Raw genomic sequence first — 23,750 nt, 5'->3', positions numbered from 1 at the left:
AAAAAGGGGGCGCAGTATACTGTCTTTCACCGGGAATCCCTAATGTCCTCACTGATCTACCTTCAGGGTTATCCTGAGCCCATTCTTGAGCAGGTTCATACGTTGATTGAACATCAGCGTTTAGGGACATTTCTGCAAGAACGGTATCCCGATACGCACAATGTTATCAGCGATAAAGCCCTGTATGACTTTACGCAATCGCTTAAAAACCGCTTTATGCGAAATGCACCGCCCATCAGTAAAGTCATTTGGGATAACAAAATTAAAGTGATGAAGCATGCATTGGGTTTACATACCGCCATTTCTCGCGTGCAGGGCGGCAACCTTAAAGCCAAGGCGGAAATCCGTATTTCCACCTTCTTTCGTATGGCGCCCGAACCCTTTCTGCGCATGATTGTGGTTCACGAGCTGGCGCATCTTAAAGAGAAAGAGCACGACAAAGCTTTTTATCAGCTCTGTTGTCACATGGAGCCAGATTACCACCAGCTCGAATTTGACGCTCGCCTGTGGATGACCGATCAAGCCATGCGCGGTAACGCCGCTTAAAGAAACTCCTGCGCTTTCTGAATCAGACTGGTTTTGGTTAGCGCCCCCAGGAAGCGGCGTTCGTGTGGATTATTGAGCACCGGCAAGCGCTCCAGCGTCACCAGCGCGAAGGCTTCCCAACCTTCTCGCATACTTTGATTCTGATAAACGCAGGGGAAGTTGTCATCCATCACCTGCTGTACCGGCGAATCCAGCGTAATTTCCTGTGCCAGCACTTTGCGCGATATTTCGTGAATCGATACCACGCCAAGAAACGCGCCCTCGTCATTAATCACATAGACATAACGCTCACGCTTTAGTGAGCTCACGGCCAGCGCTTGCCCAACCGACTCTTGGGGTTTCAGGGCCGCGCCAGGTATGATCAGCTCAGCCACTCGCATATTATCAAAGTCATATTTGGCTTCTGAACGGTTGAAATGATTGCTCACGACCGGATAGGTACTGGCGGATTGCAGGCGATAAACCACCATCGATGCCAATACTGCCGCAATCATCAGTGGGAACAGCAAGCTGCTGTTGAGCGTCATCTCCAGCACCATTAATATCGCCATGAGCGGCGCCTGGCTAACCGCAGCCAGCACCGCCGCCATACCAATTGCGGCATACAACAAGCTATTACCAAGGGGCAAATGCAACGCCAGTCCGCACGTCGCCAACACCACACCTAACAACGCGCCAATCAACAGCGATGGCGTAAATAGCCCCCCTACCGCATTTGATCCCACCGACAAACTGGTCGCCAGCGTTTTCAATACCAGCAGCAACAGCAATCCTGGCAACAGATAATTTCCCGCCATGACTTTAACGATGACTTCATATCCGTTACCCAAAATATCGGTTGAGACGATCGCCAGTAAACCCACCGCAAAACCCCCTGCGCCTAGCCGCAGCGGCAGCGAGCTAACACGGCTAAACAACTTTTTGCTGCGCGCAATCAACGTGATCAACAGCCAACCTGCCAGCCCGGCGCAGAGACCGATAATCACCGTCATGAATAAACTACTGGCGTCCATGTGGAAGTTAACATCAGCCAGCGGGTAAAGCGCGCTGCGAAAACCCAGCGTCCACATTGTCATGACCGCGACGGCAGAAGAGATAATGAGTGGGATAAGGCGCTGAAGCGCTGAAATACCAAAGGCGATCTCAGCCACAAAAATCGCCGATGCCAGCGGGGCGTGATAAACCGAAGAGAGGCCAGCCGCAGCGGCCATTGCCACTACATCACTGTTTTTGAGGTTCAGCGAGGCGGGCAAAAATTTCCCTATCATGCTGCCGCACAGCGCTGAAAGCTGCACCATCGGCCCTTCTTTACCGATAGAAGCGCCGCTACCGATACTGGCAATCGAGGATAACGCCCGAAACAGCGACGTTTTCGTCGGCACCGCATCAAGCCGTGCGTTAATCACTTCGAGATAATCAGTTTTAAGCGTTTGCTGCTGCTCAATGTTCACGGCATAACGCAAGAAAAACCCTGCCAGCAATCCACCTGCACCCACCAGCAGCGGCCAGAGGATCCACGGCCAGACATGCATCGCCTCGGTAATTTCACTACTGCTACCAAAAAGCAGATGATTAATCAGCTCAATAATGCCGCGAAAAGCCAGCGTAACCAGTGATGCAGCGAAGCCGACCGGAATGGCAATTAACAAAGTGGTCCAGTTTAGTGCGTGTTTACTTCCTTTCACCTGCGCCTCTTCTTTCTGCCATAAACCGTTGCTTGATCATAATATTGGAATGCGGATCGCAGGATCAAATTCACATTGGTCGACTGCGTTGCGTGACACGTGGGACATGCTACTCTGCCGCTTTACCTCTGCAGGAGAACCATCGTGATTCGTTTTGCCATTGTGGGAACCAACTGGATAACTCGCCAGTTCATTGATGCCGCTCATGAGAGCGGAAGCATGAAACTCAGCGCGGTCTATTCGCGTAGCCAGCAGCAGGCAGACGCGTTTCTTGAAGATTATCCCTGCAACCAGACGTTTACCTCACTGGAGGCGCTGGCAGCCTGCGCGGATATTGACGCCGTTTATATCGCCAGCCCTAATGCGCTGCATTGCGAACAGGCCTTGCTGTTTCTCTCGCACGGCAAACATGTGATTTGCGAAAAACCGTTGGCTTCTAATCTCAAAGAAGTTGAAGCGATGATCGCCTGCGCGCGTGAGAATCAGGTAATCCTGTTTGAAGCCTTCAAAACCGCCAGCTTACCTAACTTTTTGCAGCTGCAACAGGCGCTGCCGCAGTTGGGGAAATTGCGTAAAGCGCTGCTCAATTATTGTCAGTATTCCTCGCGCTACCCACGCTATCTCAACGGCGAAAATCCTAATACCTTTGATCCGCGTTGGTCCAACGGTTCAATTATGGATATTGGCTATTACTGCTTAGCCAGCGCCATCACGTTGTGGGGTGAACCGAAAAAAGTTCAGGCACAGGCCACCTTACTGGATACCGGCGTTGACGCACATGGCGTCGTGGTTTTGGATTATGGTGATTTTGACGTAACCATTTTGCACTCCAAAGTCAGCGATTCCGCCCTTCCCAGCGAAATTCAAGGTGAAGCGGGCGCGTTAGTCATTCAGAAAGTCTCCGAATGTCAGCAAATTAGCTTTATTCCGCGCGGCGGCGATAAACAAGATCTGACTCAGCCGCAGCACATTAATACGATGCTTTATGAGGCTGAAGCCTTTGTGCGTCTGGTTGAACAACGTCAGGTTGACCATCCTGCGCTGGAAATTTCACGCATCACTGCCGCGCTATTGACTCAAATTCGTCAGCAAACCGGGGTGATATTTCCAGCCGATCAGGGTTGAGTGTAAATATTTCTAAATATGACTGGCCGCGATTGCTTCCTGTCCGTGAAGTCCGTAATTTACGGTTTGCAAAGGGGAGTAACTTGTAAGCTGATTGATCGTCATTACGGTGCGCAAGCATCCGGTAATCAGGCAACCTGGAATAACATTCTGTGTTGTAAGTGAGACCTTGCCGGAAGGCGAGGTTTGCTTACATCAAAATAAGCGGCTGATGTCTTCTGACTTCAGCCTTTTTTATTTCTAAACAGGATACGATTATGCAAACTGTAGGAACGCCATTGCTTTGGGGCAGTTTTGCAGTGGTTGTGCTCATCATGCTGGCGATCGATCTCTTATTGCAGGGACGTCGTGGCGCACAAACCATGTCATTTAAACAAGCTGCCATTTGGTCGTTGATCTGGATTTCCGTCTCGCTGCTGTTTAGCGCCGCCTTTTGGTGGTATCTCGAAGGAAGCGCAGGTCGCGAAGTCGCGAATACACAAACCCTCGCCTTCCTGACCGGTTATGTGCTTGAAAAAGCGCTGGCGGTCGATAACGTGTTCGTCTGGCTGATGCTGTTTAGCTACTTCTCTATTCCCGCCAACCTGCAACGCCGAGTGCTGATTTATGGCGTGTTAGGTGCCATCGTTCTGCGTACTATCATGATTTTTGCTGGCAGCTGGCTGGTTACGCAGTTCAGCTGGATCCTTTACGTCTTCGGTGCGTTCCTGCTGTTTACAGGCTTGAAAATGGCGTTCGCAAAAGAAGATGAAGGTGGCGTCGGAGAGAAGCCGGTGGTGCGTTGGTTACGTAGTCATCTGCGTATGACAGATTCGCTGGAAGGTGAAAAATTCTTCACCCGTAAAAATGGGGTACTGTTCGCAACGCCATTGCTGCTGGTATTGATCATGGTTGAGCTGAGCGACGTCATCTTCGCGGTCGACAGTATTCCGGCCATCTTTGCTGTTACCACCGATCCGTTTATTGTTTTAACGTCTAACCTGTTTGCGATTTTGGGCCTGCGCGCCATGTACTTCCTGTTAGCGAACGTGGCGGAACGCTTCTCGATGCTGAAATATGGCCTGGCGATCGTGCTGGTCTTCATCGGTATTAAGATGTTGATTATTGATCTTTACCATATCCCAGTAGGCATCTCGTTAGGTGTGATTGGCGCTATTCTCGCCTCAACGCTGCTGGTTAACGTCTGGGTTAACCACAGAAACGACCAAAAGAACATCTCGAAATAATTATCTACAGGGGCAGCTTCTGCCCCTGTTTTATTTTGCATCAGCAAAATCAGACATTCCTTATCTCTGTCACACTTCCTTTATTCAGCATAATAAAAATTCGACATGGCCCACATTGGCGGAATTATCTCTTTTCTCAACAGATCTTTTCCTTATACTCCGCCAGGCAAACCGTTTTGGCCGCAGGATAGATCGCGACTAAAGCTACATCCCGCGACAAATACAGAAAAAACTATGCAGAAAACACTCTCCGCACGTCTGGCCGCACTGTTCGCAGGAAGCCTGGTAAAACAAATCATGATCGGGCTGATTGCCGGTATTGCTCTGGCCTGGTTTTCACATGATGCCGCTTTAGCCGTTGGTCTACTGGGCGATCTGTTCGTTAACGCATTGAAGGCCGTAGCGCCTTTACTCGTATTGGTGCTGGTCATTTCATCAATTGCGAACCATAAGCAGGGCCAAAAAAGCAACATCAGGCCCATCGTCATGCTTTATCTGCTCAGCACCTTTTTTGCCGCTGTTGTCGCCGTGATATTCAGTCATTTGATGCCACAAACGCTGACGCTGGCGGTAGGCACCACCGAAATTACGCCGCCATCAGGCATTACTGAAGTGCTGCGCGGTCTGCTGATGAGCATGGTAGCTAACCCGATTACGGCATTAATGAACGCCAACTACATTGGCATTTTAGTCTGGGCGATCGGTTTAGGACTGGCTTTCCGTCACAGCCAGCCCAGCACGCGTGCGTTTTTAAATGATGCATCGAACGCAGCAACCTGGCTGGTGCGCTGTGTGATTCGCTGCGCGCCGATCGGTATTTTTGGTTTGGTTGCGTCGATTCTTGCATCCACCGGTTTCGGTGCGCTGTGGCAATACGCGCATCTGCTGACGCTGCTGATTGGCTGTATGGTGCTGATGGCATTAGTCGTCAATCCCCTGCTGGTTTACAGCAAAATCCGCCGTAATCCTTATCCGCTGGTGTTTACCTGCCTGCGTGAAAGTGGCGTAACCGCCTTTTTCACCCGCAGCTCTGCGGCCAACATTCCGGTCAACATGGCTATCGCCAAACGCCTGGGTTTGGATGAAGACACCTATTCAATATCCATTCCGCTGGGCGCCACAATCAGCATGGCGGGTGCATCAATCACCATTACCGTGCTAACGCTGGCGGCGGTGCATACATTAGGTATTAGCGTGGATGTACCCACCGCGATTCTGTTGAGTCTGGTGGCATCATTGTGTGCGTGCGGTGCGTCGGGCGTGGCGGGTGGTTCACTGCTGCTGATTCCTGTTGCCTGCAATATGTTTGGTATTCCCAACGATTTGGCCATGCAGGTTGTTGCCGTAGGTTTCATTATCGGCGTGCTGCAGGATTCTGCCGAAACGGCGTTGAACTCCTCAACGGATATTTTATTTACTGCGGCCGTTTGTCAGTCTGAAGCGGAGCGCGCGCCAAGTCGCGCTTAAAACAGATGGCGGCCTACTCAGGCCGCCATTTTTATACGCTTTATAGCGTGACGCCGCTTTTAAAAATCGCCAATTCCCTGAAATCATTCTTCTCATTATTTGTCGCCTGACCATTCGCAATGGTTACGATGGTATCGACAAAATCTGCCAGCATCTCATCCATGCTCATGCCGTGGATCAACCGTCCGGCGTCAAAATCTATCCAGTGTGGTTTTTTCTCAGCCAACGGCGTATTGGTTGCGAGTTTGACGGTAGGCACAAATCCTCCGTAAGGCGTGCCGCGTCCGGTGCTGAACAACACCATATGACATCCTGCTCCGGCCAGCGCGCTGGTGGCAACGGCGTCATTACCCGGCGCGCTCAGCAGATTCAGACCCGGCGTTTTCAGTCGCTCGCCATATTTCAAGACATCAACAACCTGGCTTTGCCCCGCCTTTTGCGTACAACCCAGCGACTTCTCCTCCAGCGTAGTGATGCCACCCGCTTTGTTGCCAGGAGAAGGGTTCTCATAAATCGGCTGTTGGTGATCAATAAAGTACTGCTTGAAATCGTTGATCATCGCCACGGTTTTATCAAAAGTGCTTTCATCGCGGCAGCGGCTCATCAAAATGCGCTCTGCACCAAACATTTCCGGTACTTCCGTTAACACTGTCGTGCCGCCGTTGGCGATCATCTGATCGGAGAAACGCCCCAGCAGCGGGTTGGCAGTAATCCCCGAAAAGCCGTCAGAGCCGCCACATTCCAGGCCGAACTTAAGCTCGCTGAGTTTGCCTGGCTCACGTTGGTCGTGACGCATTTTTTCATACAATGCATGCAAACGCTCAAGGCCGGCCTCCACTTCATCGTCATGTTGCTGGCAAACCATAAACTCTACGCGATCGCTTTCAAAACTGCCCAACGTGTCACGAAACGCATCAACCTGATTGTTTTCACAACCAAGGCCAATCACTAATACCGCGCCCGCATTGGGGTGCCGCACCATATTTTGCAGCATGGTGCGCGTATTGTCGTGATCCTGCCCCAGCTGTGAACAGCCAAAGGTATGGCTGAACAGGAACGCACCATCAATATCCGCAGCGTCCTGCGTTTCCTTCAGAAAACGTTGCAGGATTTGACGCGCAATGCCGTTGACGCAGCCGACGGTTGGCAATATCCATAACTCATTACGAATGCCAACGTCACCGTTGGCGCGGCGATAAATCTGTACCTCGCGGTCGCCCGGCTGAGGCGGCACATCAACGAATTCAGGTTGATATTCATACTCATCCAAATCGCTGAGGTTGGTACGCGAATTTTGTGAATGGATCACTTCGCCTTCGGCGATTGGCTGGGTAGCATGACCAATCGGCAGACCATATTTGATCACTAAATCGCGCTGCGCGATGGGTTGCAGCGCAAACTTGTGTCCTCGTCCAACCTCTTGTTGCAGCGTTACCGCCACATCAGACAATTCAACGGTGCTGCCTGCTTCTAAGTCGCGCAACGCCACGGCAACATTGTCGCGCGAATGAATTTTAATTGCGTCTTGCATAGCGTTATCTCAGTTGGCTCAGCGCCTCACGCGTCCCGTGAACGATGATGTTTTGCAGGTGTTGGGTAACCGCTGCGGTCAATCCCGGTTGCAGGGTTAAATCTTCTCCCCAGTGCTGCGCATTGCTTAAAACGTTGCGCACCAATTGTTCCGGAGAAATTTCATCCGCTTTCAATGCGGTCCAGCCTTCAGCGAAGCATTGCAGCCATTGCGTGTCGTCTTGCAACGGCCAGCTTTTCTCTTCTGACTCGCCGCGATAAAAAGCGATTAACGCAGCAAATGCGAAGGTCAACCGTGGCGGCCAGTTGCCGGTTTGCTGATGCGATGTCAGCAGCGGCGTCAGGAGGCGCGTACGGAATTTAGTCATGCTATTCAGGGCAATCGACAGCAAAGCATGGCGGATAAAAGGATTACGGAAGCGACGCTGTACCGCATCGGCAAAGGTGTGCAGCTCGTCACTCGGCAGATCCAGTGTCGGGATCACTTCATCACGCAGCAGGCGATCAACAAAGCCCGCAATTGCGGCATCGTCCATCGCTTCGCCCACGCTTTCTAACCCGGCCAGATACGCCACCGGCACCATAGCAGTGTGAGCGCCATTCAGGATCGCCACTTTTTGTGCTTTGTAGGGCGCGATGTCTTCAACTCTGCGCACCTGCGGGGCGAGCACATCCAGTTTAAGCTCATCAACCAGCGCGGCGGGGCCTTGAATCACAAACTGGTAATAGACTTCACCCGCAACCAGATAGCGATCTTCATAACCTAGCTCAGCTTCAATTTGCGCACTTTCCTGCGGAAAACCGGTCACGATGCGATCCACTAGCGTGTTGTAGAAGGCACAATGGTCGCTGACCCACGCTTTAAATTCTGACGAAAGCTGCCAGTGATCGGCATAGCGCAACACCGTTTCACGCAGCATGTCGCCGTTGTGGTCGATCAATTCGCACGGCACGATTAACCAGCCTTTATCGCTCGCACCGCTGAAATGGTTGAAGCGCGCCCACAGCAGTTGAGTGAGCTTGCCAGGAAAGCTTGAGGCGGGTTGATCGGTTAACGTATCCGACTCGACAAACGCAATACCCGCTTCGGTGGTATTGGAGAACACGAAACGCATCTGCGCATTTTCAGCTAATGCCAGAAAATCGTCGTACTGCTTGTAAGGCTGGATTTCGCGATTCAGGCTACGAATCAGGCGTGTTTCACTGACCTGTTCGCCCTGCTCGTTGAGGCCACGAATCAGCGTGGTGTAAAGACCCTCCTGCTGATTCAAGCTGTCGCTGACTTCACGGTTGCGCGGCCGCACCACTACAATCCCCGCATCGGTGCCGTGATGCTCATTCAGCCAGTCGATTTGCCAGTCGATAAAAGCACGCAGAAAGTTACCTTCACCGAATTGAATCACGCGATCGCTATAGCGGGCGCCGAGAAAATCGTTACGATTCAGCCGCTGCATAATCATGCTCCTAACTCAATGCCGAAATAGTCGCGGGCATTGTTGAAGCAGATGTTCTGCACCATTTGGCCTAACAACGCTTCATCTTCCGGCGCTTCGCCCCGCTCAACCCAATTTCCTATCATCTGGCACAGCAGGCGGCGGAAATATTCATGACGCGTATATGAGAGGAAGCTGCGACTGTCGGTCAACATGCCGACAAAGCGGCTTAACAAACCAATTTGCGCGAGTTGTGTCATTTGACGCTGCATACCATCGAGCTGATCGTTAAACCACCAAGCCGATCCAAACTGCATTTTTCCTGCTTCGCCTTCACCCTGGAAATTGCCCGCCATGGTGGCCAGCACTTCGTTGTCGCGTGGATTCAGGCAATAAAGAATGGTTTTTGGCAACGCGTTATGGAGATTTTGCGCACCTAACAAACGCGCCAGCGGTTCAGCCACTGGATGGTCGTTAATAGAGTCAAAACCCACATCCGGGCCAAGCAATTCAAATTGACGTTGATTGGTGTTACGCAGCGCACCAATATGATATTGCTGCACCCAGTTGCGACGTGCATATTCGCCGCCCAGCCAGACCAGCACCGCTGTTTTGAACTGTGCGATCTCTTGTGGATTTGGAGCTGTACCCTGCAGGCGACGCGATAAAATGGCATCCAGCGTGGCTTCATCTGCCTCGGCGTAACAAACTACATCTAAAGCATGATCGGAGACTTTGCAGCCATGTGCGGCAAAGTAATCAAGGCGCTTGCTCAACGCACGCAGCAAGTCATCAAAACGCTGCACGTTAACGTCAGCAATGCGCTCCAGCTTCTGAACCCACGGTAAAAATGTCTCGGCTTCAATATTGAACGCTTTATCGGGTCGCCAGCTCGGCAGCACTTTGACATCAAAACTGGCGTCATCGGCGAGTGCGCGATGATGGGACAGATCGTCGAGTGGATCGTCGGTAGTGCCAACCATTTTTACATTCATCTGCTTCATGATGCCGCGTGTTGTGAATTCATCCTGCGCCAGCAAATCATTACAGCGATGCCAAATAGTGTCGGCGGTTTTCTCAGAAAGTAGCGTGCCGGTAATACCGAAGGGGCGACGTAATTCGAGGTGAGTCCAGTGATAGAGTGGATTACCAATGGTGTGCGGCACGGTACGCGCCCAAGCATTGAATTTTTCATGATCGCTGGCTTCACCAGTACAAAATGACTCTGGCACACCGTTGGCTCGCATCGCTCGCCATTTGTAGTGGTCCCCTTTCAGCCAGATATCGTACAGATTAGCGAAGCGATAGTTTTCAGCAATCTGCTGCGGTGGCAAGTGGCAGTGATAATCGAAAATTGGCTGATCTTTCGCATAATCGTGATAAAGCCGACGAGCGAATTCGGTATCCAGCAAAAAATCCTCGGTCATAAAACGCGACATGCTTACTTCCTCTTAGGCTGAACCTTTCATGGCTCAAAGTTATCATACCAATTTTAGCCAACAGCAGAATTCTTTGCGATCACGCTCACATAAACGACAGTAAAAAGCCGAGCTTATGGACGCTTCTGTCGCCGGCAGCAGGCTAAATGGCTGTCTTGACGTGGGTTTAAAGTATCCCACAGGCCTGAAAGGGTTTTTGTGATGGCTCTCAACTTTTAAAGTTGTATAACAAGTTAGGCTCTCGCTCCGTCATTCGTTGTTCAGCGAATGCACTTAAAAGGCAAGGTAAACAAAGGTCGCTAATACGACCTGCGGGCGTGAGCAGAGCTGTATCACGAGTTGTCCCGCTCCAGATAACAACAGCGGCAAGACCGCATACATAACTGGAAGAGGTAGAGAATGCGTAAGATCAAAGGGCTACGCTGGTACATGATCGGCCTCGTTACATTGGGCACGGTACTGGGCTATCTGACAAGAAACACCATCGCAGTGGCAGCACCGACGCTGCAAACTGAATTACATATCACCACTCAACAATACTCCTACATCATCGCCGCTTATTCGGCTTGTTATACCCTGATGCAACCTGTCGCTGGCTATGTATTGGATTTACTCGGCACAAAAATTGGCTACGCGGTATTTGCCGTCATGTGGGCAATTTTCTGCGCCGCCACCGCCATGGCGGGCAGCTGGGGCGGATTAGCTCTGGCACGTGGCGCGGTAGGCGCGGCGGAGGCCGCCATGATTCCTGCGGGACTTAAAGCCAGCAGCGAATGGTTTCCTGCTAAGGAGCGCTCGGTCGCGGTAGGCTATTTCAACGTGGGTTCTTCGATTGGCGCCATGCTGGCACCGCCGTTGGTCGTGTGGGCGATCATGGCGCACAGCTGGCAAATGGCGTTTATTATCACCGGCGTTTTAAGCATGGTTTGGGCGCTCTGCTGGCTGGTATTTTATAAACATCCCAAACAACAAACCAAACTCAGCGCAGAAGAGCGTGATTACATTCTTTCAGGCCAAGAGGCGCAGCATCAAACCGGCAATAATCGCAAAATGTCTGCGATGCAGATTGTGCGTAACCGCCAGTTCTGGGGCATCGCGCTGCCGCGTTTTCTTGCTGAACCGGCATGGGGAACCTTTAATGCCTGGATCCCGCTGTTTATGTTCAAAGCCTACGGTTTCAATTTGAAAGAGATTGCACTCTTTGCCTGGATGCCGATGTTGTTCGCTGATTTTGGCTGCATTCTTGGTGGATATTTGCCACCGCTGTTTCAGCGCTGGTTTGGTGTAAATCTGATCGTGTCACGTAAATTAGTGGTTACGATGGGCGCGGTCCTGATGATTGGCCCAGGAACCATTGGTTTATTCACCAGTCCTTATGCAGCCATTGCGCTGCTGTGTGTCGGCGGTTTTGCACACCAGGCTCTTTCAGGCGCGTTAATCACGCTCTCTTCAGACGTATTTGGCCGTAATGAAGTCGCCACGGCTAACGGATTAACCGGTATGGCAGCCTGGACTGCCAGCACGATGTTTGCCTTGGTGGTGGGTGCGCTGGCAGATACGCTGGGCTTTAGCCCGCTGTTTGCCGCGCTGGCAGTCTTTGATTTGTTGGGTGCAATTGTGATCTGGACGGTGTTGAAAAATAAACCGGTCTCAGAACTTGAGCAGAAAGTGCGCGCACCCGCCGTTGCAACCGCTCGCAGTTAATCCCTCGGGTGGGCTGAGCGGGTTAACGCCAGCCCAACCCACCCATTTCCTCGCCCGACGCTAAGTGGTATAACAACTTACCCATTTGTCATTCTGGACTTTGTCATGGACATCATCGAATCCCGCCGTCTTTATCAACAGCTGGCCAGCGAATTAAAAAGCCGCATTGAAAGCGGGAGTTACTCCATCGGTGATAAATTGCCTGCCGAACGCCTGATAGCAGAAGAGATGGAAGTCAGCCGCACCGTGGTGCGTGAAGCCATTATCATGCTAGAAGTTGAAGGCTATGTTGAGGTACGCAAAGGTTCAGGTATTCACGTTATCGCCAGTCAACAGCAGAATCGGGTAGCGACATCCAGCCAGCTGGAATTTGCCTCTTTTGGCCCTTTTGAACTGTTGCAGGCCCGCCAGCTCATCGAAAGTAATGTTGCGGAATTTGCGGCCACACAGGTGACGCGCCAGGACATTATCGAATTGATGGCGATTCAGGAAAAAGCCCGTCAGGAAGACCATTTCCGCGACTCAGAATGGGACATGCAGTTCCATGTTCGCATTGCGCAATCCACGCAAAACAGCGCGCTCGCCGCGATTGTCGAAAAAATGTGGCTGCATCGCCTGCATAATCCTTATTGGCTCAAACTCCATGAACACATCGATCAGCGCAGCATCATCAGCTGGTGCGACGATCACGATCATATTCTGAAAGCACTAATGCGCAAAGATCCCGCCGCCAGCAAACTGGCGATGTGGCAACATTTGGAAAATACTAAACAAATGTTGTTTAACGCCACCGCTGATGATTTCGAATTTAACGTCGACCGCTACATGTTTGGTGAAAATCCGGTGATCCTGCCAGATGGCTCCAATAACCCGCGTTAAAGCCGCTGAAATCCTGCTCAAATCGGTCAGTTAATCTGCAATAATGTCAGGTCGTGTAAAGCTACTTTTTACATACTGTCTCACAGGGTAAAACTCCGGGTCGTCGGGCAGTTTCTCCTGTCTCGTGTGCATGATTTTTGTTACAGTTATCGCCCTTTTCTTACCCTTTGCGACAGGGCTTTATAAAGTCGCTGATTTAACAATCAATTTCGGAAGGATCCGGAAAATCCTGCTCAGGCTGCGCTCCTAAAATCGATAACTCAACGCCGGTCTGCGCTTAAGTCCCTTGGGGACATGTTTAACAATGACGTTCAGGAATGATTGATGGATATCTTGCAAGCGTTGCTGCATGCCTTGTGGCAACAGGATTACGAAACCCTTTCCGATCCCACGCTGGTCTGGGCAATTTACGGCGTTTTGTTCATGATTTTGTTTTTGGAAAACGGTTTATTGCCTGCCGCTTTTCTGCCCGGTGACAGTCTGCTGATTTTAGTCGGTGTCTTGATCGCCAAAGGGACAATGAGTTTTCCGCTGACCATTCTGGTTTTGACCACCGGCGCGAGCCTTGGCTGTTGGGTAAGTTACATTCAGGGCCGCTGGCTCGGTAATACGCCCACCGTACAAAAATGGTTGTCGCACCTTCCCGCGCAATATCATCAACGTGCGTACAGTTTGTTTCATCGGCACGGCTTATCGGCGCTGCTTATCGGTCGCTTTATCGCTTTCGTTCGGACTTTGTTACCCACCATCGCGGGTCTTTCTGGCCTGAGCAATACGCGCTTTCAATTTTTCAATTGGGTGAGCGCATTTTTGTGGGTGGTGATTCTTACTGTGCTGGGCTTCGCTTTAGGTAAAACGCCAATCTTCCGCCGTTATGAAGATGAACTGATGTTCTTCCTGATGATGCTGCCGCTGGTGCTGCTGGTGATTGGTTTAGTCGGATCTTTAGTCGTTTTATGGCGTAAACGTCAGGCCAATCAAAACGGGAAAGCCGAGTAATGAACATGCTGAAAGGTTTTCCTAAACGCTGGCTGCCTTGGCTAGTCGGCGGTGCTTTCGCGCTGATCGCGTTAAGTTTGGTTCCCACGCTAATGCGCCATGAAACGGTAGTACAGATTCGCGTATCCCACGCTGGCGCACCTTTGCCTGATGGTTTTTATCTGTACCAGCAGCTGACTGCGCAAGGTATTCGCATCAAAAGCATTACGCCTTCGGGTGATGCGCTGGTGATTCATTTCGACAGTGAAGAGCAAAGTCTGGCAGCGCAAAAAGTATTACGTCGCCTGCTGCCGCAAGGTTTCATCGTCGCGCAACACGATCAGGCCGAGCGCCTGTCGCTGGCCTGATCACGCCCTCTTTCTTCCCTTCAAGAATCCAGACTGCACTGCAAGATCGCATTGTGGTCTGGAATTTTCTGTATCTCCCGGTGTTCTTTGAACTTTTTCCCGCTGATGTCTATGCTTAACCGATGGCTAGTGTAAAGACAGCCTGGGTCTCCTCTTGTCCGGTAGGTCGCAGGTTAAGTCACAATGGAAGGTAATCAGCCTGATGAAACATAAATTACTGCTGGGATTCGCACTCTTTTCTCTTTCAGGATCGTTGATGGCTGCGGAGTCGCTGTGTCAGCAAAAAGAGCAGGATATCAAGCTTGAAATCGATGTGGCGCAGAAGCACAACAATCAGCGCCGCGTTAATGGTCTGGAGCGCGCGTTAACGGAAGTTCGCGCAAACTGTACCGACAAAAAACTTGAAGCTGCGCATCTTGAAAGAATCAATACGCAGAAACAGAAAGTCGCCGAACGTGAACGTGAACTCAAGGAAGAGCGCCAGGACGGCGACGACAAGGATAAGATTGTTAAACGTGAAGAAAAATTGGAAGAAGCACGCCATGAACTGAAAAAGTTGCAGGCGGAGCCTTATTAACCGTATTCAATCTACTGATGTTAAAGGAGTATTTCATGTCAAAAGATACAACGTCTGAATATTTGCGTGCCGAACTGAAAAATTTAGCTGACACCCTGGAAGAAGTGCTGAGCAGCAGCACAGAAAAATCGAAAGGTGAACTGGATAAGCTACGCAGTAAAGCGCGCGTCGCTTTAGACAGTTCACGTGAGCGTCTTGGTGAATCAGGCGAGCGTCTGGCAGCCACTACGCGCGAAGCAGCACAGAAAGCCGAAGGCTATGTGCGTGAAAATCCCTGGCATGGTGTGGGTATCGGTGCAGCCATTGGCGTCGCGCTGGGCATCCTCATCTCTCGACGTTAATTATGGCTGAATCACAGCAGAACCACGGCCCGGGCAAAGGGGTCATCAACATTGGCCAGCGCATCGTTACTACGCTGGTTAGCATGGTTGAGACGCGCGTTCGTCTTGCAGTGGTAGAACTTGAAGCAGAGAAAGCAAACCTGATTCAGTTATTAATCATGGTTGGCTTAACGATGCTGTTCACCGCTTTTGGTTTGATGAGCCTGATGGTTCTGATTATCTGGGCGGTTGATGCACAATATCGCTTGATAGCGATTGGTATCACTACTGCGGTGCTGTTTGCACTGGCGCTAATCATCGGAATCTGGACCTTGCGCAAATCACGTCAATCTACGCTGTTGCACCATACGCGCAAAGAGCTGGAAACTGACCGGGTATTGCTTGAGGAGGATCGCTGATGAGTCGTCGCGAGCGTGAGAAACGCATCCATGAACTGCTTAATCAGGTGCAGCAACAGCGTTTGGACCTGAGCGCAGGGCGCCGTGACTGGCTTTACGGTACGGCGCATTATGATCGTGGTTGGCAAACTTTCCTCGGCCTGCGACGTTATTTGGCAGTGGGCAGCAGCGCTTTGGCAATCTGGTCTGTGCGCAGTCCGAATAAAATTTTGCGTTGGGCCAAACGGGGCTTCGGTTTATGGAGCACCTGGCGCATGCTTAAAACGGCTCTTCCACAGCGTTAACCTATGTTAAAGCTGGCCCTTTTTAGGGCTGGCTTCACTTCATCAGAATTTCTGAAAAACATCGACAGTATATCTCGCTTACAACCTTTTCTCTGCGCGACTATCATCTCCCTCCATCAGCCCAATGAACTGCAAACGTGCTTTCAGCGGGAATAATCGATGCAGGCACGTATGCCCTGCCACTTTTTAGCGTTGGAGTAGATGATGAAAAAATTCGAAGATACAGGTTTATTGCTGGCTCGCATCCTGATGACCATTCTGTTCATTACCGCAGGTTGGGGCAAAATCGTGGGTTACAGCGGTACACAACAATATATGGAAGCGATGGGCGTCCCGGGCTTTATGCTGCCGCTGGTGATTTTGCTTGAATTTGGTGGTGGCCTGGCGATTCTGTTTGGTTTCCTGACTCGCTTTACTGCGCTGTTCACTGCTGGCTTCACCATTCTGACTGCATTTATGTTCCACAGTAATTTTGCAGAAGGTGTTAACCAGTTGATGTTCATGAAAAACCTGTCAATTGCCGGTGGTTTCTTGGTATTAGGTTTAGTCGGTCCAGGCGCTTACAGCATTGACCGTCTCCTTAACAAAAAGCCGCAGCCTGCATTAGCGCGCTAATATTACCAACGGCGAAATGCCACATATACTTAGCAGGGCGGGGACTTTTCCTCGCCCTGTTTGCATGGGAGGCGATATGGGCCAATTAATTGAAGGTGTCTGGCATGACACCTGGTACGACACCAAGTCAACCGGCGGACGATTCAAACGTTCAGAATCCGCGTGGCGTAACTGGGTTACAGCAGACGGCAGCGCCGGCCCCAGCGGTAAAGCGGGCTTTGCAGCCGAGCGCAACCGTTATCACTTATATGTTTCACTGGCCTGCCCATGGGCGCATCGCACTTTGTTAATGCGTAGCTTAAAAGGGCTGGAAAATATGATTGATGTGTCGGTGGTTCATCCGCTGATGCTAGAAAATGGCTGGACCTTTGATGATGGGTTCCCGGACACAACCGGTGACAGCCTTTATCAGAACGAATTTCTTTATCAGCTCTATCTGCATGCCGATCCACACTACACCGGGCGTGTTACTGTGCCAGTGCTGTGGGATAAACAGCAGAATACCATTGTCAGTAACGAGTCTGCCGATATCATCCGCATGTTTAACAGCGCGTTCGACGGCGTTGGTGCGCGCGCTGGCGATTATTATCCGCCTGCATTACGTGAAAAGATTGATGAACTGAATGGCTGGATTTACGACACGGTTAACAACGGTGTTTACAAAGCGGGCTTCTCAACTTCACAGCAAGCTTACGATGAAGCGGTCACGGCTTTGTTCCACTCATTATCGCGTCTTGAACAGATTCTGGGTCAGCATCGTTATTTGACGGGCGATCAGTTAACAGAAGCGGACCTACGCTTGTGGACGACATTGGTGCGTTTCGACCCTGTCTATGTCACCCATTTCAAATGCGATCGCCACCGGATCAGTGATTTTCTTAATCTGAACGGGTTTCTACGCGACATTTATCAAATGCCTGGCATAGCCGAAACGGTCAACCTGCCGCATATTCGCCATCATTATTACTGCAGCCATAAGACCATTAATCCGCATGGCGTGATTTCTGTCGGCCCTGCCTTTGATTGGGATGAGCCGCATGGCCGCGGATAACAGTGCAGTTAAGTAACAAAGCAAAAACCCCGCCGAGGCGGGGTTTTAAGTAAAAAGCCGAAGCTGACCGTCAAGCCGCCTTCTTTTATAAAAAGCGTCGTGGACAGTCATTCATCTGCCGGCTGCACAAAGCAAAAACCCCGCCGAAGCGGGGTTTTAAGTAAAAAGCCGAAGCTGACCGTTAAGCCGCCTTCTTTTATAAAAAGCGTCGTGGGCAGGCATTCATCTGCCGGCTGCACAAAGCAAAAACCCCGCCGAAGCGGGGTTTTTAGTAAAAAGTCGAAGCTGACCGTTAAGCCGGGTTCTGTCGTGGACAGTCATTCATCTAGGCCAGCAATCACTCACTGGCTCAAGCAGCCTACCCGGGTTCAGTACGGGCCGTACCTTGTGAACCCCTATTTGGCCTTGCTCCGGGTGGAGTTTACCGTGCCACGAACTGTTGCCAGTCGCGCGGTGCGCTCTTACCGCACCCTTTCACCCTTACCTGATCCCATTACTGGGCCATCGGCGGTTTGCTCTCTGTTGCACTGGTCGTAGGCTTGCGCCTCCCAGGCGTTACCTGGCACCCTGCCCTATGGAGCCCGGACTTTCCTCCCCTTTGCCCGTCTCCCCACAAGTGAGGACGACGACAAAGCGGCGACTGTCTAGTCAGCTTCGGCGGCGGATGATAGGACATTCGCCCGCGTTTGTCACGCCTCTTGCTGATCTAGCGCGAAGCGATAGAGTGCGTTTTTCTTCACACCGTGGATCTCGGCGGTTAACGCCGCCGCTTTTTTGAGCGGCAACTCTTTTTGCAATAACGCTAAAGTGCGCAGTGCATCTGCCGGCAAGGCTTCCTCATCCGCTTTATGGCCTTCGACGATCAGCACCATTTCGCCTTTACGGCGATTTTCATCCTCTTTCACCCACGCCAGCAGTTCGCCGACTGGTGCACCATAAATCGACTCCCACGTTTTTGTCAGTTCACGCGCCAGCACCACGTAACGATCTGCACCCAGTTCCGTGACCATATCCTGCAAGCTGTCTAACAGGCGATGGGTCGATTCGTAGAAAATCAGCGTGCGCGGCTCCTCTACCACGGCGCGCAACGCATCGCAGCGGCCCTTGGTTTTAGCCGGCAGAAATCCTTCGTAACAGAAACGATCGGACGGTAATCCCGCAGCGCTTAATGCTGCTATCGCCGCGCAGGCGCCAGGCAGCGGCACAATACGAATGCCCGCTTCACGACAACGGCGCACCAGATGGTAACCGGGATCGTTGATCAGTGGCGTACCGGCATCGGAGACCAATGCTATGCTTTGACCTTCCTGCAGCTTCGCCAGCAGCAGTTCGGCTTTCTGCTGCTCGTTGTGGTCGTGAAGTGCGAAGAGCCGCGCATTGATGGCGAAATGTTGTAGCAACAGCCCGGTATGACGTGTATCTTCCGCAGCGACCAGATCGACGCTCGAAAGCACCGTCAGCGCCCGCTGGGTGATGTCACCCAAATTACCAATCGGGGTTGGAACGATGTAGAGCGTGCTGGCAGAAATGTCTGCCCGATCGTGTTGTTTCATTGTTTCATCCGAATTGCCGATTTAATATTGAGCATCTTGAAAAAAACATCACTGGATACAGTATGCTTCCTTCAAAAATCGTTCGTCATAAAGCAGGACGCTTTGTGCCTGTCCTTCTTGCAGCGCTAATTTTAGCCGCGTGTAGTGGTCAAGGTCCGCAAGCCCCAACCGTTAATATTCAAGGCCCCGCTACGGGCGCATCCGCTTACTATCTGCAGCAAGCGCAGCAAAGCAGCGATGATAGCAAGACCGACTGGCAATTACTTGCAATCCGCGCCTTGTTGAAGGAAGGAAAGTATCCGCAAGCTAACCAACAGTTGAATCAACTCCCCTCGCAGCTCTCGGATATCCAACAACAAGAGTTGCTGCTGTTGAAAGCGCAATATCAGATCGCGCAACAAAATAGGAACGATGCGTTACAGCTGCTGGGCCAGGTAAAAACCGGTGCCCTGTCGAAGGATGAGCTGGCGCGCTATTACGGTTTGCAAATTGCCGCCTCACAAGGCCAACCTTCTCTGGCGCTGCTGCGTAACTACATTGCACAAGAGCCCTTGCTCTCCGGGACCGATCATCAAAACAACATTGATGCGATGTGGCAAACGCTGACGCAAATGCCTCAGCAACAGGCAAATAACCTGGTTATCAACGCTGATGAAAACGTCCTGCAAGGCTGGCTCGATTTACTGGCGGTTTGGCGTGCCAATACGCAAGATGCTGAAATGCTGAAAGCCGGTATCAAAGACTGGCAGACGCGCTACCCGCAAAACCCAGCGGCGAAAAATCTTCCGACGCAACTTACTCAGGCGCAGAACTTCACTAAAGCCTCAACCAGCACCATTGCCCTGATGCTGCCGCTGAATGGTCAGGCACAGGTATTTGCCAATGCGATTCAAAAAGGCTTTAACGACGCGAAAAATGGCGTCCTGACTGCTGCACCGCAGCCGGCTCCAGCCCAACCTACATCCACCGATCCTAACGCCGCTGCCCAGCCCAACGCTGATCCGAATGCGGTTGTCAGCCCTTCAGCGCCAGAAGCCACGCCAGCAGACCAGCAGAATAGCGCTGAGACGCAGCCACAAGCGCAGCCCGCTGTTGCCAGCGATCCCGCCAGCAACGCTCAGGTCAAGGTCTATGACACCAGCAGCCAGCCGATTCAGCAGCTGTTACAGCAAGCCCAGCAGGATGGTGCCACCCTTGTGGTCGGCCCCTTGCTTAAAAGTAACGTTGAAGCGGTCGCCAATAGTCAAACACCTTTAAACGTGCTGGCGCTTAACGAACCCGAGCAGATCCAGAACCATCCGAATATTTGTTATTTTGCGCTTTCTCCTGAAGACGAAGCGCGTGATGCCGCGCACCATATCTGGGATCAGGGCAAACGCCAGCCTTTGCTGCTGGTGCCGCGTAACAGCTTTGGCGATCGCGTGACTAAAGCCTTTGCGCAAGAGTGGCAAACGCTGGGCGGTAGCACTGCAATGCAGCAGCGCTTTGGTTCCGTTTCTGAGTTGAAACAGGGCATTAACAGCGGCGCAGGCATTGCCTTAAGCGGCACGCCGATTAACGTGACGCCAGACCAGCCGCAAGGGATTGCCATTGCGGGATTAACCATTCCGGCACCGCAATCGAGCACGCCGGATGTGGCCTCTACCAGCGGTGGCGGCAATGTTGATTCGGTGTATATCGTCTCAACGCAAGAAGAAATGCAACTGATCAAACCGATGATCTCCATGCGCACCGGCAGCCGCAGCAGCGTTTCGCTGTACGCCAGCTCACGCAGCTTCCAGGCGGGTGCAGGCCCAGATTTCCGTCTGGAGATGGATGGTTTGCAGTTTAGTGATATTCCGCTGCTTTCGGGTATTAATCCGGGCTTAATGCAGCAGGCGACAAAATCGTTTAATAATGATTATTCTCTGGTGCGCCTGTATGCCATGGGCATTGATGCCTGGAAGCTGGCGAATCACTTTAACCAGATGCGTCAGGTGCCTGGATTTGCGCTGGATGGCAATACAGGCAAACTCAGCGCCGACACGGATTGTGTGATCAACAGGAAGTTGACATGGAACCAGTACCGCCAGGGCGAAATCAGGTCGGTGAACTAAACCGCCGACAGATTGGTGCCGAGCAAGAACAACGCGCCCGCCAGTACCTTGAGCGGGCCGGGTTAAAATGGGTAGCCAGCAATGTTCACAGTCGCGGTGGTGAACTTGATCTTATAATGCGCGACGGACATTGCTGGGTATTTGTTGAGGTGCGCTATCGGCGCGATGCGCGTTTTGGTGGTGCCCTTGCCAGCGTTACCCGCCAGAAACAACATAAGCTGCTACGTGCTGCTGCTTTTTGGCTGGCGCAACGTGGCGGCAGTTTTGAAACAGTGAATTGCCGTTTCGACATCATTGCTATTACCGGCACGGCGCTTGAATGGTTGCCGAATGCCTTTAATGCAGACGTTTAGAGCCAGGTGGTCGTGTGCAGGAAAGAATTAAAGCGTGTTTTACTGAAAGTATTCAAACCCAAATTGCCGCAGCCGAAGCGCTGCCCGATGCGATTTCTCGTGCGGCAATGACTCTGGTGCAATCGTTGTTAAACGGCAACAAAATCCTGAGTTGTGGTAATGGTGCCTCTGCGGCTAATGCTCAACATTTCGCGGCCAGCATGATCAATCGCTTCGAAACCGAGCGCCCAAGCCTGCCCGCGTTGGCGTTGAGCGCAGATAACGTCATGTTAACGGCCATTGCTAACGATCGTCTTCACGATGAGATCTACGCCAAGCAGGTACGCGCGCTGGGTCAGGCGGGTGATGTGCTTTTGGCCATCTCTACGCGTGGCAATACACGCGACATTGTTAAAGCGGTGGAAGCGGCCGTCACGCGTGATATGACTATCGTTGCGCTTACCGGTTATGATGGCGGTGAGCTTGCTGGATTGTTGGGGCCGCATGATGTGGAAATTCGCATTCCGTCACATCGAAGCGCACGTATTCAGGAGATGCATATGTTGACCCTCAACTGTTTGTGCGATCTTATCGACAACACACTGTTTCCACACCAGGAATGACTGAAGGAGCAATAATAATGAAAGCATTGAACGCTGTAGCCATTCTTTTAACCGCCATGATGTTGCAGGGCTGTGTCGCTGTCGTCGCGGGTAGCGCCGCTGTTGCAACCAAAACCGCTACTGATCCGCGCTCAGTAGGAACCCAGGTTGATGATGGCACGCTGGAATTACGCGTTACTAACGCATTGGCGAAAGATCAACAGATCAAATCTGATGCACGCATTATTGCAACGGCTTACCAGGGCAAAGTCTTGCTGACCGGCCAATCGCCTACGCAGGAAATTGCTAACCGCGCCAAACAGATCACCATGGGCGTAGATGGCGCGACTGAGGTCTATAACGAAATTCGCATTGGCCAGAAAGTCACGCTCGGCACTTCATCTTCTGATACCTGGATTACGACTAAAATCCGTTCGCAGTTGTTAGGCAGCGATCAGGTGAAATCCTCAAACGTGAAAGTCACGACAGAAAACGGTGAAGTGTTCTTATTAGGTCTGGTTACACCACAAGAAGCGCAGGCCGCAGCCGATGTTGCCAGCCGCGTCAGTGGCGTGAAGCACGTTACGACCGCCTTCACGATGCTGAAGTAAATTAAAAAAACAGCAAGGGCGGCCCCTGGCCGCCCTTTTTTATGCCTGAATTTTATAGCAGAGATCTTACACCAACGCTTTAAGCAGGCTTTTTATACCCACTCTTTATACAGGGATATCAATCACCAGCGCCCGCGTCGGCGTGGTCGCTTCTAGCCTGATTTGATGTTCTTCCTGCAAAAACGCCCCATCACCACAGCTCAGTTTTTCCTGATGATCTGCACCCGTTGAAGCAGACAGCGAGCCATGAATTGATTGCAGATAAGCGCGAGGACCATGCAGCGGCAATTGATGCTGCTCGCCTGGAGCCAGTTCAATCTGATGAATCCACACCTGCTGGCGCAGCTGCAAGCTGCCTTCAACACCGTCTGGCGAGGCCAGCAGATGCGTGCTTTGTCCTGCCGGCAGCACTATTTTCTGCATACGTGGACTTTCACGCTCCGGGCAGGCTGCCAGCCACAGCTGCATACGCGTTAACGGGCGGTCTTTGCTGGCATTGATTTCACTGTAGCTGACGCCTTGCTGCGTAGAGAGCAGTAAGGCTTCCCCCTCGCGCACCGTGATGTGATTGCCTTCACTGTCGCGGTATTCCGCTTCGCCCTGCAACACAATGTTAAGCACATCGACTTGCGGATAGGTACGCGGTTGAAAAGCAGCGCCGGGTGCCAGCACTTCCTGATTCAAAACGCGTAACGAGGCATAACCCATCAACTTGGGATCAAAATAGTGTCCAAAAGAGAAACTGTAGCGCGCCTGCAACCAACCGAAATCGGCCAGACCACAAGCGGATGCACTGCGTGTCGTAATCATGTTTACCTCCAGCGTCCTGCGACAAAAGGCGGCCGCAGACTTTATACACTTATGGTAAAAGGCTGGACGCCGGATTGTTAGCCAGTTAATCTGCCCAGCA

The 23,750-nt window shown here is 51.7% G+C and carries 24 protein-coding genes and 1 other RNA gene; 18 read left to right on the top strand and 7 right to left on the bottom strand.

What is annotated here, in order from left to right; genetic code table 11:
* Nucleotides 1–42 precede the first annotated feature (42 nt).
* A complete protein-coding gene (locus tag MUG06_RS13355) occupies nucleotides 43–546 on the top strand; it encodes a M48 family metallopeptidase (protein ID WP_215845529.1) in 504 nt (167 codons plus the stop codon).
* Here MUG06_RS13355 and MUG06_RS13350 read toward each other — a convergent pair.
* On the bottom strand, nucleotides 543–2,231 hold the full coding sequence (locus tag MUG06_RS13350; RefSeq protein WP_243078871.1) for a chloride channel protein: 1,689 nt from the start codon (nucleotides 2,229–2,231) through the stop codon (nucleotides 543–545). The genes MUG06_RS13355 and MUG06_RS13350 overlap by 4 nt on opposite strands.
* A gap of 144 nt (nucleotides 2,232–2,375) precedes the next feature.
* Between MUG06_RS13350 and MUG06_RS13345 the strand changes: the two genes are divergently transcribed.
* From MUG06_RS13345 to sstT, 3 genes are all read left to right on the top strand, one after another.
* On the top strand, nucleotides 2,376–3,356 hold the full coding sequence (locus MUG06_RS13345; RefSeq protein WP_243078870.1) for a Gfo/Idh/MocA family oxidoreductase: 981 nt from the start codon (nucleotides 2,376–2,378) through the stop codon (nucleotides 3,354–3,356).
* Nucleotides 3,357–3,613: 257 nt separating this feature from the next.
* Entirely contained in the window at nucleotides 3,614–4,582 is a 969-nt protein-coding gene (locus tag MUG06_RS13340; protein ID WP_243078869.1) for a TerC family protein, read from the top strand.
* A gap of 234 nt (nucleotides 4,583–4,816) precedes the next feature.
* The gene (sstT, locus tag MUG06_RS13335) at nucleotides 4,817–6,049 is read left to right on the top strand and encodes a serine/threonine transporter SstT (RefSeq protein ID WP_215845527.1); all 1,233 of its coding nucleotides are present in this window, start codon (nucleotides 4,817–4,819) and stop codon (nucleotides 6,047–6,049) included.
* Nucleotides 6,050–6,089: 40 nt separating this feature from the next.
* Here sstT and MUG06_RS13330 read toward each other — a convergent pair whose 3' ends face one another.
* The 3 genes from MUG06_RS13330 to uxaC are packed head-to-tail and all read right to left on the bottom strand — an operon-like array spanning nucleotide 6,090 to nucleotide 10,451.
* Nucleotides 6,090–7,580: an altronate dehydratase family protein gene (locus MUG06_RS13330; RefSeq protein ID WP_215845526.1), complete on the bottom strand. Its 1,491-nt coding sequence runs from the start codon at nucleotides 7,578–7,580 to the stop codon at nucleotides 6,090–6,092.
* 4 nt (nucleotides 7,581–7,584) lie between these two features.
* Nucleotides 7,585–9,033, bottom strand: coding sequence for a tagaturonate reductase (locus MUG06_RS13325; protein ID WP_243078868.1), 1,449 nt, complete (start codon nucleotides 9,031–9,033; stop codon nucleotides 7,585–7,587).
* Between the two features lie 2 nt (nucleotides 9,034–9,035).
* Nucleotides 9,036–10,451: a glucuronate isomerase gene (gene uxaC / locus MUG06_RS13320; protein WP_215845525.1), complete on the bottom strand. Its 1,416-nt coding sequence runs from the start codon at nucleotides 10,449–10,451 to the stop codon at nucleotides 9,036–9,038.
* A 399-nt stretch (nucleotides 10,452–10,850) separates the two neighbouring features.
* On the opposite strand from uxaC, the gene MUG06_RS13315 reads away from it, so the two are divergent.
* The 10 genes from MUG06_RS13315 (at nucleotide 10,851) to MUG06_RS13270 (ending at nucleotide 17,646) form a co-directional block, all read left to right on the top strand.
* Nucleotides 10,851–12,155, top strand: a complete 1,305-nt coding sequence (locus MUG06_RS13315) for an MFS transporter (protein ID WP_243078867.1) — start codon at nucleotides 10,851–10,853, stop codon at nucleotides 12,153–12,155.
* Between the two features lie 105 nt (nucleotides 12,156–12,260).
* Nucleotides 12,261–13,034 carry a transcriptional regulator ExuR gene (gene exuR / locus MUG06_RS13310; RefSeq protein WP_243078866.1) on the top strand — a complete coding sequence of 258 codons (774 nt, stop codon included), beginning with the start codon at nucleotides 12,261–12,263 and terminating at the stop codon, nucleotides 13,032–13,034.
* Nucleotides 13,035–13,358: 324 nt separating this feature from the next.
* Nucleotides 13,359–14,033, top strand: coding sequence for a DedA family protein (locus MUG06_RS13305; protein ID WP_215845522.1), 675 nt, complete (start codon nucleotides 13,359–13,361; stop codon nucleotides 14,031–14,033).
* Complete coding sequence (mzrA, locus tag MUG06_RS13300) at nucleotides 14,033–14,380, top strand: EnvZ/OmpR regulon moderator MzrA (protein ID WP_215845521.1); 348 nt, start codon at nucleotides 14,033–14,035, stop codon at nucleotides 14,378–14,380. Before MUG06_RS13305 ends, mzrA begins: the two co-directional genes overlap by 1 nt.
* Before the next feature lie 202 nt (nucleotides 14,381–14,582).
* Nucleotides 14,583–14,957, top strand: coding sequence for a DUF1090 domain-containing protein (locus MUG06_RS13295; protein ID WP_215845520.1), 375 nt, complete (start codon nucleotides 14,583–14,585; stop codon nucleotides 14,955–14,957).
* A 35-nt stretch (nucleotides 14,958–14,992) separates the two neighbouring features.
* Nucleotides 14,993–15,298 (top strand): YqjD family protein, encoded by a 306-nt coding sequence (locus tag MUG06_RS13290; RefSeq protein ID WP_243078865.1) that lies wholly within the window; start codon nucleotides 14,993–14,995, stop codon nucleotides 15,296–15,298.
* 2 nt (nucleotides 15,299–15,300) lie between these two features.
* A complete protein-coding gene (locus MUG06_RS13285; protein ID WP_243078864.1) occupies nucleotides 15,301–15,696 on the top strand; it encodes a phage holin family protein in 396 nt (131 codons plus the stop codon).
* On the top strand, nucleotides 15,696–15,980 hold the full coding sequence (locus MUG06_RS13280; protein ID WP_215845517.1) for a YqjK-like family protein: 285 nt from the start codon (nucleotides 15,696–15,698) through the stop codon (nucleotides 15,978–15,980). Before MUG06_RS13285 ends, MUG06_RS13280 begins: the two co-directional genes overlap by 1 nt.
* Before the next feature lie 204 nt (nucleotides 15,981–16,184).
* Nucleotides 16,185–16,595 (top strand): DoxX family protein, encoded by a 411-nt coding sequence (locus MUG06_RS13275; protein WP_215848215.1) that lies wholly within the window; start codon nucleotides 16,185–16,187, stop codon nucleotides 16,593–16,595.
* Nucleotides 16,596–16,671: 76 nt separating this feature from the next.
* Complete coding sequence (locus MUG06_RS13270) at nucleotides 16,672–17,646, top strand: glutathione S-transferase family protein (protein WP_215845516.1); 975 nt, start codon at nucleotides 16,672–16,674, stop codon at nucleotides 17,644–17,646.
* Between the two features lie 277 nt (nucleotides 17,647–17,923).
* Here MUG06_RS13270 and rnpB read toward each other — a convergent pair.
* An RNA gene (gene rnpB / locus MUG06_RS13265) (RNase P RNA component class A) lies at nucleotides 17,924–18,302 on the bottom strand.
* Between the two features lie 33 nt (nucleotides 18,303–18,335).
* Nucleotides 18,336–19,199 (bottom strand): 16S rRNA (cytidine(1402)-2'-O)-methyltransferase, encoded by an 864-nt coding sequence (gene rsmI, locus MUG06_RS13260; protein ID WP_215845513.1) that lies wholly within the window; start codon nucleotides 19,197–19,199, stop codon nucleotides 18,336–18,338.
* A gap of 62 nt (nucleotides 19,200–19,261) precedes the next feature.
* Between rsmI and MUG06_RS13255 the strand changes: the two genes are divergently transcribed.
* Genes MUG06_RS13255 through dolP form a run of 4 tightly spaced genes read left to right on the top strand, consistent with a single transcriptional unit; the run spans nucleotide 19,262 to nucleotide 22,840 of the window.
* A complete protein-coding gene (locus MUG06_RS13255; RefSeq protein WP_243078863.1) occupies nucleotides 19,262–21,295 on the top strand; it encodes a penicillin-binding protein activator in 2,034 nt (677 codons plus the stop codon).
* The gene (locus MUG06_RS13250; RefSeq protein ID WP_243078862.1) at nucleotides 21,253–21,648 is read left to right on the top strand and encodes a YraN family protein; all 396 of its coding nucleotides are present in this window, start codon (nucleotides 21,253–21,255) and stop codon (nucleotides 21,646–21,648) included. The genes MUG06_RS13255 and MUG06_RS13250 overlap by 43 nt, the downstream gene beginning before the upstream one ends.
* A 14-nt stretch (nucleotides 21,649–21,662) precedes the next feature.
* Nucleotides 21,663–22,250 carry a DnaA initiator-associating protein DiaA gene (diaA, locus tag MUG06_RS13245; protein ID WP_215845510.1) on the top strand — a complete coding sequence of 196 codons (588 nt, stop codon included), beginning with the start codon at nucleotides 21,663–21,665 and terminating at the stop codon, nucleotides 22,248–22,250.
* A gap of 17 nt (nucleotides 22,251–22,267) precedes the next feature.
* Nucleotides 22,268–22,840, top strand: coding sequence for a division/outer membrane stress-associated lipid-binding lipoprotein (dolP, locus tag MUG06_RS13240; protein ID WP_215845509.1), 573 nt, complete (start codon nucleotides 22,268–22,270; stop codon nucleotides 22,838–22,840).
* Nucleotides 22,841–22,945: 105 nt separating this feature from the next.
* Here dolP and MUG06_RS13235 read toward each other — a convergent pair whose 3' ends face one another.
* Nucleotides 22,946–23,650 carry a pirin family protein gene (locus tag MUG06_RS13235; protein WP_243078861.1) on the bottom strand — a complete coding sequence of 235 codons (705 nt, stop codon included), beginning with the start codon at nucleotides 23,648–23,650 and terminating at the stop codon, nucleotides 22,946–22,948.
* Between the last annotated feature and the right edge of the window lie 100 nt (nucleotides 23,651–23,750).

Source organism: Pantoea sp. MQR6 (assembly GCF_022761075.1).
Taxonomy (GTDB): Bacteria; Pseudomonadota; Gammaproteobacteria; order Enterobacterales; family Enterobacteriaceae; genus Pantoea; species Pantoea phytostimulans.
This window is presented reverse-complemented; position numbering and strand designations above follow the sequence as displayed.